14 protein-coding genes are annotated in these 14,510 nt (G+C 61.2%); 10 read left to right on the top strand and 4 right to left on the bottom strand.

Annotation, left to right across the window (positions count from 1 at the left end; all coding sequences use genetic code 11):
- Nucleotides 1-108 precede the first annotated feature (108 nt).
- The 3 genes from E2N92_RS05300 to E2N92_RS05290 all read left to right on the top strand — a co-directional run bounded on the left by E2N92_RS05300 (nt 109) and on the right by E2N92_RS05290 (nt 4,745).
- A complete protein-coding gene (locus E2N92_RS05300; RefSeq protein WP_220682649.1) occupies nt 109-1,338 on the top strand; it encodes a DNA methyltransferase in 1,230 nt (409 codons plus the stop codon).
- 823 nt (nt 1,339-2,161) lie between these two features.
- Nucleotides 2,162-3,964 (top strand): beta-propeller domain-containing protein, encoded by a 1,803-nt coding sequence (locus E2N92_RS05295; RefSeq protein ID WP_220682648.1) that lies wholly within the window; start codon nt 2,162-2,164, stop codon nt 3,962-3,964.
- A gap of 58 nt (nt 3,965-4,022) precedes the next feature.
- Complete coding sequence (locus tag E2N92_RS05290; protein WP_220682647.1) at nt 4,023-4,745, top strand: class I SAM-dependent DNA methyltransferase; 723 nt, start codon at nt 4,023-4,025, stop codon at nt 4,743-4,745.
- Here E2N92_RS05290 and E2N92_RS05285 read toward each other — a convergent pair.
- Nucleotides 4,729-5,499 carry a class I SAM-dependent methyltransferase gene (locus tag E2N92_RS05285; RefSeq protein WP_220682646.1) on the bottom strand — a complete coding sequence of 257 codons (771 nt, stop codon included), beginning with the start codon at nt 5,497-5,499 and terminating at the stop codon, nt 4,729-4,731. The genes E2N92_RS05290 and E2N92_RS05285 overlap by 17 nt on opposite strands.
- Before the next feature lie 391 nt (nt 5,500-5,890).
- Here E2N92_RS05285 and E2N92_RS05280 point away from each other — a divergent pair, with 391 nt between their 5' ends.
- Nucleotides 5,891-6,679 (top strand): class I SAM-dependent methyltransferase, encoded by a 789-nt coding sequence (locus tag E2N92_RS05280; protein ID WP_220682645.1) that lies wholly within the window; start codon nt 5,891-5,893, stop codon nt 6,677-6,679.
- 22 nt (nt 6,680-6,701) lie between these two features.
- Here E2N92_RS05280 and E2N92_RS05275 read toward each other — a convergent pair whose 3' ends face one another.
- Nucleotides 6,702-7,079 carry a class I SAM-dependent methyltransferase gene (locus E2N92_RS05275; protein ID WP_220682644.1) on the bottom strand — a complete coding sequence of 126 codons (378 nt, stop codon included), beginning with the start codon at nt 7,077-7,079 and terminating at the stop codon, nt 6,702-6,704.
- A gap of 1,097 nt (nt 7,080-8,176) precedes the next feature.
- Complete coding sequence (locus tag E2N92_RS05270) at nt 8,177-8,809, bottom strand: class I SAM-dependent methyltransferase (protein ID WP_281425804.1); 633 nt, start codon at nt 8,807-8,809, stop codon at nt 8,177-8,179.
- Here E2N92_RS05270 and E2N92_RS05265 point away from each other — a divergent pair.
- Both E2N92_RS05265 and E2N92_RS05260 read left to right on the top strand, forming a co-directional pair.
- Nucleotides 8,800-9,270 (top strand): beta-propeller domain-containing protein, encoded by a 471-nt coding sequence (locus E2N92_RS05265; RefSeq protein WP_220682642.1) that lies wholly within the window; start codon nt 8,800-8,802, stop codon nt 9,268-9,270. The genes E2N92_RS05270 and E2N92_RS05265 overlap by 10 nt on opposite strands.
- A gap of 98 nt (nt 9,271-9,368) precedes the next feature.
- A complete protein-coding gene (locus E2N92_RS05260) occupies nt 9,369-10,835 on the top strand; it encodes a sensor histidine kinase (RefSeq protein WP_220682641.1) in 1,467 nt (488 codons plus the stop codon).
- Here E2N92_RS05260 and E2N92_RS05255 read toward each other — a convergent pair.
- Nucleotides 10,783-11,610, bottom strand: coding sequence for a Clp1/GlmU family protein (locus tag E2N92_RS05255; RefSeq protein WP_220682640.1), 828 nt, complete (start codon nt 11,608-11,610; stop codon nt 10,783-10,785). The two genes, E2N92_RS05260 and E2N92_RS05255, sit on opposite strands and share 53 nt — an antisense overlap.
- A 69-nt stretch (nt 11,611-11,679) precedes the next feature.
- On the opposite strand from E2N92_RS05255, the gene E2N92_RS05250 reads away from it, so the two are divergent.
- The 4 genes from E2N92_RS05250 to cas4 all read left to right on the top strand — a co-directional run bounded on the left by E2N92_RS05250 (nt 11,680) and on the right by cas4 (nt 14,510).
- Nucleotides 11,680-12,111 (top strand): CBS domain-containing protein, encoded by a 432-nt coding sequence (locus E2N92_RS05250; RefSeq protein WP_246589323.1) that lies wholly within the window; start codon nt 11,680-11,682, stop codon nt 12,109-12,111.
- Between the two features lie 96 nt (nt 12,112-12,207).
- Nucleotides 12,208-12,666, top strand: a complete 459-nt coding sequence (locus E2N92_RS05245; protein WP_220682639.1) for a DUF2721 domain-containing protein — start codon at nt 12,208-12,210, stop codon at nt 12,664-12,666.
- A 594-nt stretch (nt 12,667-13,260) separates the two neighbouring features.
- A complete protein-coding gene (locus E2N92_RS05240; protein WP_220682638.1) occupies nt 13,261-13,689 on the top strand; it encodes a ribonuclease HI family protein in 429 nt (142 codons plus the stop codon).
- On the top strand, nt 13,686-14,510 hold the full coding sequence (gene cas4 / locus E2N92_RS05235) for a CRISPR-associated protein Cas4 (RefSeq protein ID WP_220682637.1): 825 nt from the start codon (nt 13,686-13,688) through the stop codon (nt 14,508-14,510). Before E2N92_RS05240 ends, cas4 begins: the two co-directional genes overlap by 4 nt.

Here is a 14,510-nt window from a genome sequence, read left to right as displayed (position 1 = left end):
ATGCTTCCGCCGGGGGCGTTCGTCCCCCCCGCAGAGAAGCGGTGAAGAGGCTTTCCATCCCCTCCCTGATCGAAGCCTTCAGGTACTCAGGGGGAGAGACATTCTCTGATGCGACCGACCTCCCTCGACGACTACCTTGAGGAGTTCATCGCGGCCGACGGGACGCCGACCTGCCGCGACGAGGCGACCTGCGGCGGCGTGACGGTCCCGCGGTATACCAACGAGTTCTGGACGGCGCGGCAGAGGCAGGCGTCGTCGATCCATGAGGTCTCGTACCGGGCGTGCTTCAAGCCCCAACTCCCGCGGTTTTTCGTCGAGCTCCTGACCGATCCGGGCGACCGGGTCTACGACCCCTTCAGCGGCCGGGGGACGACGGCGGTGGAGGCCGCGCTGCTCGGCCGGCGGGTCGTCGCAAACGACGCCAACCCGCTCTCCGGGATCCTGGCGCGGCCCCGCCTCTCCCCGCCCGACCTCGACGAGGTGCGAGCGCGGCTGGAGGAGATTCCGCGGGGCACGGGGTTGTGCGCCGGGACCGACCTCTCGATGTTCTATCACCCGGAGACCGAGGGGGAACTGGTGGCCCTCCGTGCGTACCTGATCGGGAGGGGCGACGAGGAGGACGACATCGACCGCTGGATCAGGATGGTGGCGACCACCAGGCTCACCGGCCACTCGAAAGGCTTCTTCTCGGTCTACACCCTCCCGCCCAACCAGGCGGTCTCGCCCGAGAGCCAGCGGCGGATCAACAAAAAGCGCGGGCAGGTGCCTGAATACCGCGACACCCACGCCCTCATCCTCAGGAAGTCCAGGCGGCTCCTCGGGCGGATGAGCGAGGACGACCGTGCGGCCCTCCGCCGCGCCGGCGAAGACGCTCTCTTTTTCACCGGCGACGCCGCCTCGACGCCCCGCATCCCTTCCGAATCGGTTGCCCTCACCGTCACCTCGCCTCCCTTCCTCGATATCGTCCAGTATGCGCGGGACAACTGGCTCAGGTGCTGGTTCAACGGCCTGGACGCCGCGGCGATCGGGGAGGGGATCACCATGGCCAGGACCGTCGAGGAGTGGACGGAGACGATGGGCCGGGTCTTTGCCGAACTCTTCCGGGTGACGAGGCCGGGCGGCCGGGTCGCCTTCGAGGTCGGGGAGGTGCGCAACGGCAGCGTCTCCCTGGACGAACACGTCGTCCCGCTCGGGGTGACGGCCGGGTTCCTGCCCGAGGGCGTGATGGTCAACACCCAGGTCTTCACCAAGACCTCCAACATCTGGGGGATCAGGAACAACCGGGGCGGGACGAACACGAACCGGATCGTTCTCTTCAGGAAACCGGGGCACTGTTGAAGATTTTTTTGGTTCTGTAGAATCGGGCATGAACGTGGGGTTCAAGCATACGGGATGAAAATTCTCGTTGGTCTCGAGGGCGTGTGGATCCATGCTCCTTCGTCGGAGCAGGATCCTCCCTCGGGCCATCACCTCCTTGCCGCCCCCGTCTATCCTCGTCGTGGGGGGTCCGGGGGGCAAAGCCCCCCGGTGCGAGACAGCGGGAAAGATCCTGCGATGAGGGCGGCCGATCAGATCGACGTGCCTTCCCGCAACACCGCGCCGGGGGCACTGCCCCCGGACCCCCGGAATGGCGATAGGGCCGGGAAGGCAGAGGGCAGATCATTCAGAAGATGAATCTATACTGTGCGTACCAGTCCTGAAAGCGTTTGGTGGATTCAAACTCTCATGCAAACACGGAGAGATGATCGTCAGGATCATTTTCATGGTAAAACATCCTCTTTTCATCACCAAAACCCCCTGTGAACGAAATCCTTCCCCTTCCTCCATGAATCACGCCGGGGGCGCTGCTCCCGAGCCCCCGGGACGAATATGTGGGAAGACGTGATGGAATGATCAGGCGTGCCGCCCTCAATTGAAAAATCTTCCCCACCGTCTCGCGCCGGGGGGCGGCGATGAAACCCTGTCTTCAAGATACCCTGCCGCGAGGATAGGGATCCGCCCACACGCTGAAGCGCTGCTCAGAAAGTTTTCAATCGCGTACGCTTGAGCCCCCTCTTCATGCCCGATTCTAAAGGGCTCCAATATCAGAATACGCCAGGAAGAGTGCGAAAAAATTCGAATATATCGATTCAGATATATATCGCCGCACCCATGATCGACTATGGACCGCTGGATCCTCATGCCCCTTCTCGGGGCCGCCCTGATCATCCTCGTAGGAGGCCTTGCGCTCTTTCTCCCCGACGCCGGAGGGGAGATCGAAGAGAGCGGGCTGCGCGCCTTCTCCTCCGACGACGAGGTGATCGGTTTTCTCAAAGAGCATGTCCGTGACCGGGCGAGCGGTTATGGGGGCGATATCATGCCCAATACGGCGACCGAGGGCATGATGCCCCCTACGGCGGCGCCGGCCGAGTCCGCCGGGGCCGGCGACCATTCCTCGACGAACGTCCAGGTCCCCGGGGTGGACGAGGCCGACATCGTCAAGAACGACGGGGAATATCTCTACATGCTCAGGGACGGGGGGTTCGTCGTCGTCCGCGCCGTCCCACCCGATGAAGCGGCCGTCGTCGCCCGGATCGCCGTGGACGGTCGGCCCCGGGCCCTCTTCCTGGAAGGCGACCGTCTCGTCGTCTTCACCGAGGTGGTGGAGGACGACCTCGTCACCCCCGAGGGGAGCGTCGCCCCGGTGCCGGTGCACCGGACCGTGACCCGGGCCGAGATCTGGTCGGTGAAAGACCGGGCAGACCCCCGGATCATCGACACCGTCACCATCACCGGCGGCTTTGAAGATGCGCGACTCATCGACGGCGAGGTCTGGCTCATGACCGTGGAACACCCCGGCGCTCCGGTCTATCCTCTGCCCGAGGCAGGTGGAGTCCGTCCGCCGATCTACACCCCGCCCGTGCCCCAGCACTCCTACGCCTTCCACACCCTCGCCTCCTTCCCGGTCGCGGGCGGGCGCGAGGCGTCGGCGGTCTCGTTCCTCCTCGGCGAGGGAGGGACGATGTATGTCTCCGAAAAGAACCTCTATCTCGCCTATCATGACCGTCCGGCAGGCCGGTCGGTCCTCCACCGCTTCGCCCTCACCTCCGGCGGTGCCGCCTATGCCGCGACCGGCATGGTCAACGGTACGGTGAAGAACCAGTTCTCGATGGACGAGGCCGGTGACACCCTCAGGGTGACGACGACCTCCTTCCAGGGGGAGAGCACAAGCGGGGTCTATCTCCTCGACGACCGGATGGAGGTGCGGGGAGCCCTCGAGGGGATCGCTCCGGGCGAACGGATCTATGCGTCCCGTTTCATCGGCGACCGCCTCTACCTCGTCACCTTCAAACAGATCGACCCCCTCTTCGTCATCGACCTCTCCGGGGCGAAGCCCGCGGTCCTCGGCGCCCTGAAGATCCCGGGCTACTCCGAATATCTCCACCCCTGCGGCGACCACTGCCTCATCGGCGTCGGTCGGGAGACGACGGTGAACGAGTGGGGCGGCACCGTCACCGGCGGCCTGAAGGTCGCCCTCTTCGACGTCGGCAATGTCTCGGCCCCGGCCGTCATCGACACGGCGGTCATCGGCACCGGCATGACACAATCCCCGGCCCTTGCCGACCACAAAGCCTTCTTCTTCGACGAGCGGCGCGGCGTCCTCGTCCTCCCGGTGTACGACGCGGAGTACCGGGCACCGTGGACCGGGGCCTACGTCTTTACCGTCTCTGAAGAGAGCGGCATCGACCATATCGGGACCATCGCTCACGAATCCTCCTGGGAAGGGCGGGTGGAGAGGACGGTGCGGTTCGGCGAGACCCTGGCCACCGTCTCCGAACTCTCCGTCGTCCTGACCGACCTCCCGGACTGCACCCGCACGGGTTCGGTCGTCCTCGGGGAGTCGAGTGTGCTGCCCCCGCCGGTGATGACCCCCGCACCGTCCCTCCCTGCCGAAACGTCGTACATCCAGGAAACATCACAATAAAGGAGCAACGGCGTGGGCGAAGCCATTATGATGGTCCCAGAAAAATCAAGAGAGACTCATGCAGAATTTCCGGGAAACAACAGAAGAAAGCAGATGCCGCTGGGAGACCAATGCCGATTACTGGGATGCCCGAATGGGAGATGATTCCAATTTTTTTCACCGCACGATCGTGCGCCCCCATACGGAACAGTTGCTTGATATCACGGAGGGGGATCTGGTGCTGGACATCGCCTGCGGGAACGGCAATTTTTCTCAGAGACTTGCGGAGAAAGGAGCCACTGTCGTTGCGTTCGACTACAGCGAAAACCTGGTCGCCCACGCAAAAAGACGCCGGGCGGCATATCCGGATACGATCTCCTTCCATATCTGCGACGCCACGGACGGTGAGCAACTGCTGTCCCTGAAACAGGGGAGGCCTTTCGATAAGGCGGTCGCCAACATGGCGATCATGGACATCGCGGATATCGAGCCTCTGTTCAGGGCGGTCGGGGACATGCTGAAGCCAGGCGGGATATTTGTATTTTCGACGCATCATCCCTGCTTCGTAAAACCGCAGGATACCTACCTGACCCCATGCATCCATGAGGGTGAAGCAATCCGGGGACAACCGGTCCTGCAGTATTACTATCACAGGTCGTTGCAGGACATTTTCCAGATCTGTTTCCAGGCAGGCTTCGTGATAGACGGGTTTTATGAAGAGCCGGACGATGATAAGGAATACCCGGTCATCGTGATCGTGCGGCTGAGAAAACAGCCGAAAAATCTCAGTTGCCCTTCCTGAGTGCCGCTTTGGCGACAAGAAACGATGGAACCCGCAGATGGCAGAGAATACGGGGGTCTGTCTCGTCTGCACCAATATGCGGGACGGGTTCCTCAAGAGATATGACCGTCAGCCCGTTTCTTTCGAGGACCCGGAAATAATCAGACAGGGGGCGATGATAATGAAAGGTCTCGCCCCAGAAGTCCAGGCTCTCGGTCTTCTGGTGGAGATAGTCCCGTACCATTTTGTAGGGCCGCGGACCCGATTCGTCGCCGACCCAATCGCTGCAGAAGAATGCAGGGTGCGTGATGGAGAAGACAAACATGCCGCCGTCCCTGAGTATCCGGGAAAATTCGCCGGTACAGGTCTCGATCTCCGGCAGATCCATCAGGACCATGTTTGCGACAACAATATCCATGGACCTGCTCCGTACAGGGAGGGGCCGGGTCAGATCCGTGACGGCGTACATGACCAATGGGTGCGCATTATCTCTGCAGGCCAGGCGGATCATTTCGGGAGAGCCGTCGATCCCGATGACAGTCGCTCCCGCAGACGCGAGTTTTTTTGCATACTTTCCGTTTCCGCACCCGGCGTCAAGGATTTTTTTATTGCGCACGTCGCCGAGCATGACATCGACGACCGGCAGGTAGATCGAAGCGTGAAACGTCGAGGCCGCCGACCGGTCGCCGGCATACCTGCCCGCAGCACGACCCCAGAGCCTCAGCGGTTCTTGTTCCCGGTCAGGACGTTTTTCATCCGTGCGTCTGGCTGTCAAGGGACAGTTCCCCTTCTTATCAGGAATATTTCGTGAGCTTCCCAAAAATCTGTTTTCCTCCCTGGGTTTTAATTCGGGATAATATCTGCATCCCCAACAACCGGTTCAACCATCACGGATGTGATAATGCGAAATGCCTGACTCCGGAGAGCTCCAGTTCTTGAGTTCGCTGGCGGGCGACAAAGCCCCCTCCCGGCGAACGAGATGAGAAAGGTGGCGAATACACTCCTTTTCCATCAATATCTGGAAACTCATTGACCTGAACATAAAGAAATGACTCCACAGAGCCGAATGTTTATTCATTCGCAAACCATACTTTTTTCCTGGAAATGGTTTCCATGAATGCGTCCTTCCTCCTGATTATCCTTTCAGATGCCGTCCGGAGCCTTCCATGACAGGCTTCTTCTCAGGAAAAGCTGCGTATTATGCGAAGTACCGGAAAGGATACCCGGCAGAGATGTTCGATTGCATCACCTCCCGGTTGAGTCTCATGCCTTCATCGGAGGTTCTCGATCTCGGTTGCGGAACAGGAAACATGGCTATTCCGCTCGCACGGCAGGGTTTCCACGTCTATGCCGTCGATCCCGAACCTGAGATGCTTGCCGAGGGCAAACGGTGCGAACGCGATGTGTCTGTCACCCGTCCCATCTCCTGGTTGATCGGGGCCGATACAACCATAGGCAGGATGAGTTTTCCGCCGCTACGCCTCTGTACGATGGGCCTCAGTTTTCACTGGATGGACAGGCCGACGGTACTCCGGACACTCGACGGTCTGATCGAGCCGGGCGGCGGGATCGCATGCGTGGACAGGAATGACAGTCTCTTTTCGCACCTCGGGAGCGGATGGGGCTGTGTGGTGTATGAAGTGCTTCGGGAGATACTGGGGGAATCCTGGGATTCCTCAGGACTCAAACACAGGCAGATGGAGCGGCACGAAAATTTCTTTCTAGAATCGCCGTTCCCGGTTGTCGAAGAGTACACATTCCCGGTTCAGGAAGAGATGACCATCGACAGGATTATCGGCCTTATATTGAGCCAGTCCTACATCGATCCTGTTCTGCTTGCGGAGCGAAACGCGGAGTTCAGGGACCGGCTAACCCGACGCCTTCTCGAAATCGAACCTTCGGGAAAGTTCACCGAAATGTTCACGGTCCACCTCATACTCGCGACGCGAGAGTGAAGGGGATCGATCAGACGAATTCTTAGGGAAATATCTTCCTGCCTAAGATCGTATGGGAAGTCACGGCGTCAAAACTGTTATCAGGAAATGGAAGTGAAAGCGTGTCTCCGACAAGAAAAGTGCAGATATTTGTCTGCGGTTTCGTTTTCATTCGTGCAAAAGCAATAAAATCCGCATCGTGATCAATGCCGAATATGTTGCTTTGCTTTAGCAATGTACCGAGTCGGTGAACGAGGAGGCCGGGCCCGCAGCCGACGTCGAGGATCCGGATCCCGTCTTTAAGACCCATCGCCGAAAGGAGAGGCCGGCGATACTCTTCCTGGAATTTTATGTCCCTGGTGGCATAGAGGGTTTCAGCAGTCTGGATCTCTTTGGACCATGACGAAGAAAGGGATTGCATCGGCGTAACTTCCTTTATTCATTGCAGCGGTGCCAGGCATATAATTTTGGAGGCCTGCTTCCGGTGCAGTAACGAAATCTTAAGAAAATGGCCCTGTAGAATCGGGCATGACCCTGGGGCTCAAGCATACGGGATGAAAATGATCGTGGTTTTCCAGGGTGTTTGGATCCGTGTTCCTTCTTCAGAGCAGGACACCAGATGGGACCGTCACTTCATTGCCGCCCCCGCCCTATCATCTCGCGAAATACCAGAAAAGATTCTGCGATTGAAGGGCGGCCGATCATTCTGAAGGAGATTCTGTACTTCGTATATCAGTTGTGAGGGATTCCGGTGAGAAGAAATCCCCATGCAGACCTCTCGGGTTCATCGTCAGGATCATTTTCATGGTAAATCCTCATACTCGAGTTGATGTATCCCTGATCTTATGAAGAGGTACACAGAGATCCACTACCTTCCTAATGATTTAGCCGGGGGACTACGCCCCCGGACCCCCGCTCAGGATTGGACCTCAAAGGGGCAAACCTGCATTTTGAAGAGGAGACTGCCCTCCACCCCCTATCCTAATGGCAGGGGGACCGGGGGGCGGCAGCCCCCCGGACGAGACACTCCAGAATAGGATTTCTACAAAGCCAAGAAAATAACCTTTTCATAATCATTGCCCGTTTAGGATTTGTGCGGGCTTCGATTAACCCCATCAATTTTCAAAAAATATGCCCGCACCCCGCTGCGCATCTGTTTATTCTCTTGATTTTTACATTGTCTCCCCCTCTTCCGGGTGCCTTCTCCTATTCTCTCCCTGAATGATAGTCCCCACTCCAGCGATCGTTGATCTTCTATCGGCATCTGTTTCGTATCGAATGAAAACCAGGAGAAGAAACATTTCGCATAACTTCGCGCGTGGGTTGTCGCCCGGACACAATCTTGCATGGAACGCCGTTCCAATCATGACGAATGGCCGTTCTGTCAGCGATCATGCCCTGCCAGGTGCAGAGTGCCTGAGCGGAATGCGGTGAAAACCGCACGCTCCGTTCAGAGAAGGGTGCGCTGGAGCAGTCCTGTTCCCCTCCAATTTGGCGGCACCGCGAGTTTCGACATCCTCATGTTCCGTCCCTGTTCGTGACAGACCAGACCATCATGCCGGTGTAGACCTCTGCTTCGGAACGATACGTGCCGTCGGGCGAGGCATCCCTGTAATACTCCCTGATCTTTTCCCTGGCGTCGTCGGAAAGAACCCGTTCGTTCCCCAGGAAGTCAATTGCCGCTTCAGCGGCTTCGACCCAGCCCTGCTCACGGTTTCGTGACATGTGATTGAACTTCACGATCGGCCGGTAACCAGGCGCGTAGAGGTACATGAAGGGGTACAGCAGTCCAGGCCCGTGGGCATGGCCACGCGGCTCCTCGCCCAGAATATTTCTGAAAATCTCCTGGTGGGCGGTGTCCGAACCCCTCCCGACGAAGTTGCTATAATAGCAGAACCGCTTCGAGCATGCCATCATGCGGTCGAAGGTCTCGACATCCCTGACGCCGGGCGTCATGGACGCGATCACGAGGTCGAACGCGCCCCTGAACCCGAGTCTGTCGATATCGGCCGTCCACCAGGAACACTCGATCGCGTTGATGGTCAGGCCCTCGTTTCGGGCGGTTTCCCTGAGGCGGTCGAGCATCCCCGTCGAGATGTCGAGGGAGGTGACGTCCGCACCGGCGCAGGCGGGAGACGACGGTGAACGGATGGGGCGGCACCGTCACCGGCGGCCTGAAGGTCGCCCTCTTCGACGTCGGCAATGTATCGGCCCCGGCCGTCGTCGATACCGCGGTCATCGGCACCGGCATGACACAATCCCCGGCCCTTGCCGACCACAAAGCCTTCTTCTTCGACGAGCGGCGCGGCGTCCTCGTCCTCCCGGTGTACGACGCGGAGTACCGGGCACCGTGGACCGGGGCCTACGTCTTTACCGTCTCTGAAGAGAGCGGCATCGACCATATCGGGACCATCGCTCACGAATCCTCCTGGGAAGGGCGGGTGGAGAGGACGGTGCGGTTCGGCGAGACCCTGGCCACCGTCTCCGAACTCTCTGTCGTCCTGACCTCGCTGCCCGACTGCAGCCGCGCCGGGGCGGTCGTCCTCGGGGACTCGCCCGCGCCCCCGCCGGTGCGGACCGGGGCACCCGTCCCCCCTGAGGTGAGTGTATGACGATCTCTACCCTCAGGGAGGGAGTTTGACCGGCACCGGTGATTTTTAATCCCATATTTTTATCTTTCCAGCCAGAGAGATATTCTGAAGTCATGGATATGGATGATCCCGACCTTGCCGCGGTGCTGGCGTCTCTCCCCATGCCTGTCGGCGTGGTCGACCGGGAAGGCCGGGTAATCAGCGCAAACGCGAGGTTTCTGTCGGTGCCGGAGGAAACGTTCTCTTCGCCGGACTTCTCGGCCTTCCTCGCCTCTGCCGCAGAGGAGGGTTCCGCATCTCTGTCACTCTGCATCGGTCCGGACCTCTGTGAGGTGCGGGGGACGGTCGTCCCGGGATCAGGAGGCCGCCGGGTGACCATCACCCTTCTGCCCGACACTTCTGCGGAGCACCAGGCCGGCAAACGTCTTGCCACCGTCAACGCCATCATCAGAGCGACCGCCGACCCCGACACTCTCGCCGGGGTCCTGACCGAGGTGGCGCGGCTGACCGTCGGGCTCCTCGACTTCGATGCCGGAGCGGTCTACCTCACCGACCGCTCAGGCGGACCGGCGCGGCTGCAGGCGTATCACGGCCTATACCATCTCTACTTCCCTGAAACTCTCGGTTCTGATGAGTGGGAAGCCCACTGGCAGACCGTCTTCTGCGAGGGCCGCGCCTCCTATACCGAGGCCTATCTCGGCGTCCCTCACGAGGAGGGGGAACTCGGGGTCTACTCGGTTGCGGCCGTCCCGGTGCTCGGGCCGTCGGGTGCGGTCATCGGGGCGCTTGCCGCCGCGAGCAGCAGCCCCCACCGCTTCACCCCTGAAGAGCAGGAGACGCTCGAGGCGATCGGTCGTGAGATCGGAGGGTTTGTTCACCGCGCCGCCCTCACCGAAGACCTCGCCGCCGCCCGCGAGGAGGCCGAGTTCTACCTCGACCTGATGACCCATGACATCAACAACGCCAATATGGTCTCGCTCGGGAGCCTGGACCTGCTCATGGAGGGACTTACCGGGGAGGAGCGCGCCCTCGCCGGGCAGTGTCTCTCCGGGATCAGGGAGAGTTGCGAGATCATCAAGGACGTCAGGGTGATCAGGGCGTGCCGGAAAGAGGAGCCGGCCCTCCGTCCGGTCTCGCTCGACCGGGTGGTCGGGGCCGAGGCCGCCCGTCTCCAGGGGCCTGAGGTCTCGTATGAAGGGAACGGCATGCTCGTCTTCGCCGACGAACTTCTCGGCCGGGTCTTTGGCAATCTCTTCGGCAACAGTGTCAAGTTCGGTGGAGAGAAGGTATGCATCACGGTCTCGGCGAAGGAGGAGGGAGACCGTGCGGTGATCACCGTCGCGGACAACGGTCCCGGTATCCCGGACCCGGCCAAGCCCCGGGTCTTCGAACGACTGTACCGCAGCGGCTCGCAGAAGCAGGGGCGGGGAATGGGACTATATCTTGCCGAGGTGCTGGTCAGGCGATACGGCGGCGAGATCCGGGTCGGCGACCGCGTGCCGGGCCGGCCCGGGGAAGGGGCCGCCTTCTCCTTCACGGTGCGCCTGGCCGATTCCGGCGGCCGGGGCGGTACTGTCCCATCATAAGATAGGCCGGTACGCCGGGGACAGGCGGCGGGGCCAGGAACGTGATCCCCTCCTCGTCGATCGCCTCGACGACCCCGACGGCAAGGGCCCACCCCGCGGCGTCGCAGACCGCGGCGGCCGTCCCGGTCGGGTCTTCGGGCACCTCTCCTCTGACCTGGAGGTCGGGAGAGAGACGTGTCCTGACCGCACCTTCCATATAGGCTGCAAAACGTTTTTCGCGGTACCGCCGTCGCTCGCCTCTTGACCGCTCTTTTGCATGGGACGAGGGAGGAATCCGGTGAAACTTCGGGCCGAACCGCCCCTTGAACGGCCCGAGGACCGGTTCGAGTTCCTTCTCTCGCTGGATGGCGACGATATGGTCGGGCCTGAGGGTCGCCACCGAACGGCGCTGGAAGGCGACCCCGCCCCGCCCCTCCACATAGCCGCAGGAGTCGACGATCACCGTCTCCGCGCCCGCCGCATATGCCGCTCCGAGCAGGTCTTCGAGGGCCTTGAAGGTCTCGTCCAGCGCCCGTGTCGGGGTGAGCGCGCCGGTGAAACGGAGCCTGACCTCGCCGCCGGGCAGGGCGACGCCGAGCGTTCCAGGCGGTCCGAGGGCGGCCTGACCGGCGTCGGCGTCCAGATAGGCCGTCCTCTCCCCGAGGGTGTCGAGGAGAAAAGAGGCCAGGGTAGTCTTGCCGGTGTCGGTGGCCCCGAGGAGATAGACGGTGCCCGCCGCTCCTCGCCGGGTGAGGGCCCGGGCCAGTTCCTCCCATTCCGGTACCTGGATCGCCATCCCGAGCAGGTTCGGCGCGCACGCATCTTCAAATATTCGCTTCCCCACAGGGGTGACGCAACGGAGGGGATGGAAAAGATGACACTGATGGACTGCTGTCAGGTGCCGGTGGTGACGGTCCCGCCCGAGACCCCGGTCTACGACGCCGCCAGGATCATGGCCGAGCAGAATGTGGGGAGCATCGTCGTGGTGGAGGAGAAGAAACCGGTCGGGATCCTCACCGACCGCGACGTCACCGTTCGGGTCACCGCCGAGGGCCTGGACCCGACGCAGGTGCCGGTCCGTGCCGTGATGACCGGAGACCTCATGGTCCTCCCGGCCGCCGCCGGCCTGTACGAGGCGCTGGGGAAGGCGCGGGAACGGAATGTCAGGCGTGTGCCGGTGGTGGACGATCAGGGCGCCCTCACCGGGATCATCACGGTCGACGATATCATCGCGCTGCTCGCGGAGGAGATGGGCCGGATCGCGGAGGTGATCAGGGCGGGCCGGCCGAAGATCTGATCCCACTTTTTTCTCAGGCAAACCGGCCCGGACCGCCTCTTCAGCAAGATATTTTTCCGTTCACCATCAGATCTGATAAACAATCGAGAGGATCCCGTGACATCTGCCGACATCATCCAGACCATGCTCGCCCCCGGCCTTATGATCTCCGCCTGCGGCCTCCTTCTTCTCGGCATGAGCAACAAGTACTCGGTGGTGCTCAACCGGATCCGCGTGCTTGACGAGGAGAAACGGGTCAGTCTCCACGACGACCCGGGCCGACAGGGAGGGGAAGACCCGCGCTTTGCGTGCGTGCTCGCACAACTCTCCGAGCTCCAGATCCGTGCCCGCTTCGAGAGAGACGCCATTGTCTGCTACTCGGGAGCGGTGGCGTTCTTCGTCCTCACCTCCCTCTTCATCGGCTTCTCGGTGCTGGGAGGCATCGAGGTTCTCGGCCTCCTCACCATCGCCTCCTTCCTGGTGGGGATGCTGCTCGTCCTTGCCGGTGTTCTCCTCGCCGGGTGGGAGGCCGTCAAGGGCTACCGGATCATCTGTCTCGATATGCAGGACAATTGAAGGGGAGAGGGGCTCTGCCCCCGGCGTGAAGATGTGGGAAGGCGTGCTGATCGGATGTGCCGCCCTCATCGCAGAATTTTTACCGCCGTCTCGCGCCGGGGGGGGCGGCGGCGATTGAGAGGGATCAGCCCACACCCTGAAACACTGCTCAGAGAAATTTTCATCGCGTATGCTTGAACCCGGGTTTCATGCCGAATTACCATGAAAATAATCCAGACGATCCTCTCTTCAGGTTTCCATGAGAGTTTGAACTCGCCATATCCCGTTGAAGCCGATACGCAGAGGATAGAAAATCCCTCTGATGGATCTGCCGCGCCTAATCGTTGAGATTTCCCTGCTGTCTCGCGCCGGGGGGAAACCCCCCGGACCCCCCACGACGAAGATAGCCGAGGGGCGGCACGATGCTCGACTTCGATTCGCTCCTTGTTCGTAAGGATGAGGGTCAAGAACCGATCCAGATCTGATCTGATATTTTCATCGCGTATGCTTGAGGCGGGGCGCTCGCCTCATGCCGAATTCTACAAAGCTCATCTTCACGCCCATTATCCCTGACCAGCATCCATATCTGGGGGCGGCCCCCACCATAGTACCAGGATGACCGCAACAGATAGAGGGGGATTGGCCATCTATACCGACGGGGCATCGCGGGGCAACCCAGGGCCCGCCGCCTATGCCTATCTCTTCGTCAGGGACGGTGAGGTCGTCCACGAGGCTTCAGGGCTTGCCGGTGTCACCACCAACAACACCGCCGAATATATGGCCGTGATCAATGCCCTCAGGGAAGCGAGGTCATGGACCGACGGGCCGGTCGACCTCTACTCGGACAGCGAACTGGTGGTCCGCCAGTTGCGCGGGGAGTACCGGGTGAACAAAGAACACCTCCGCGCCCTCAGGGAAGAGGTCTTCGCCCTTGCCGGAGCGTTCAGCGCCGTCACTTTCTCCTCGGTCCGGCGCTCCGACCGGTATGTCAGCCGGGCCGACGCCCTCTGCAACCTCGAACTCGACCGAAGGGAAAGAGGATGAACGGGAAGGAGCAGAACGTCCCGGTGGTCTCGGCCTCTGAGATCGCCGAATATTCGTACTGTGCACTCTCGTGGCAGTTTCAGCGGAGCAGAAAGGCCCCTGACCCGCCGGTCACGCCGTCGATCGAACGCGGCCGTCGGGTGCATGCCGAGGTGGGCAGGACTCTCTCTCAGGTCGAACAGGAACGGCGGGCCTTCTGGCTCCTGGTCATCGCCGGGTATGCTCTCCTCGCCCTCGCCCTCATCGTCCTGCTGGGAGGGATCCCCGTGATCGGGGCGTTCGGGAACTATATGGAAGTCCTCGCTCTCCTGGCCGGTGCCACGGTCTTTTTTGTCCTTGCCCTCTGGAAATACCGTCAGACCAGGACCGTGCGAGAGGAGTTCGGGATCCCGGAAGGCGAGTTGCTCTACTCGGACCTCGACACCTCTCCTGAGGTGCTCTTCTCTGGGGTTCACCGGATCTCGGGCAGGCCCGACTATGTGCTGAGAGACGAGATGACCGGCGCCTATATCCCGGTCGAGGTGAAGAGCGGCCGGGCGAGAAAACCGTACTGGAACCATATCCTCCAGCTCGCCGCATACTGTCTCCTCGTCGAGGAGCACTACGGCACCTCGGTCCCGTACGGGACGCTGGTCTACGGCAACGCGGGCCAGCACCGGATCGAGTTCACTCCCGAGCTCAGGGTGCAGGTCCTTGCCACGGTGGACGAGATACGGACCTGCCTGAGGGACGGAACCGCGAGACGGAACCACAACGCGGCGGTGCGGTGCCGCTCCTGCGCTTACCGCGCGGAGTGCGGATATGCCCTCCGGGATGAGTGA

Source organism: Methanofollis formosanus (assembly GCF_019633745.1).
GTDB classification, from domain to species: Archaea; Halobacteriota; Methanomicrobia; order Methanomicrobiales; family Methanofollaceae; genus Methanofollis; species Methanofollis formosanus.
Note: the sequence above shows the minus strand (reverse complement) of the source record. Positions and strands in the feature narration are given on the sequence as shown.

Coding starts and splice junctions, on each gene's coding strand:
- E2N92_RS05260 (WP_220682641.1), top strand. CDS start 9,369: ATGGATGATCCCGACCTTGCCGCGGTGCTGGCGTCTCTCCCCATGCCT.
- E2N92_RS05255 (WP_220682640.1), bottom strand. CDS start 11,610: ATGGCGATCCAGGTACCGGAATGGGAGGAACTGGCCCGGGCCCTCACC.
- E2N92_RS05250 (WP_246589323.1), top strand. CDS start 11,680: ATGGAAAAGATGACACTGATGGACTGCTGTCAGGTGCCGGTGGTGACG.
- E2N92_RS05240 (WP_220682638.1), top strand. CDS start 13,261: ATGACCGCAACAGATAGAGGGGGATTGGCCATCTATACCGACGGGGCA.
- cas4 (WP_220682637.1), top strand. CDS start 13,686: ATGAACGGGAAGGAGCAGAACGTCCCGGTGGTCTCGGCCTCTGAGATC.
- E2N92_RS05290 (WP_220682647.1), top strand. CDS start 4,023: ATGCAGAATTTCCGGGAAACAACAGAAGAAAGCAGATGCCGCTGGGAG.
- E2N92_RS05295 (WP_220682648.1), top strand. CDS start 2,162: ATGGACCGCTGGATCCTCATGCCCCTTCTCGGGGCCGCCCTGATCATC.
- E2N92_RS05300 (WP_220682649.1), top strand. CDS start 109: ATGCGACCGACCTCCCTCGACGACTACCTTGAGGAGTTCATCGCGGCC.
- E2N92_RS05280 (WP_220682645.1), top strand. CDS start 5,891: ATGACAGGCTTCTTCTCAGGAAAAGCTGCGTATTATGCGAAGTACCGG.
- E2N92_RS05275 (WP_220682644.1), bottom strand. CDS start 7,079: ATGCAATCCCTTTCTTCGTCATGGTCCAAAGAGATCCAGACTGCTGAA.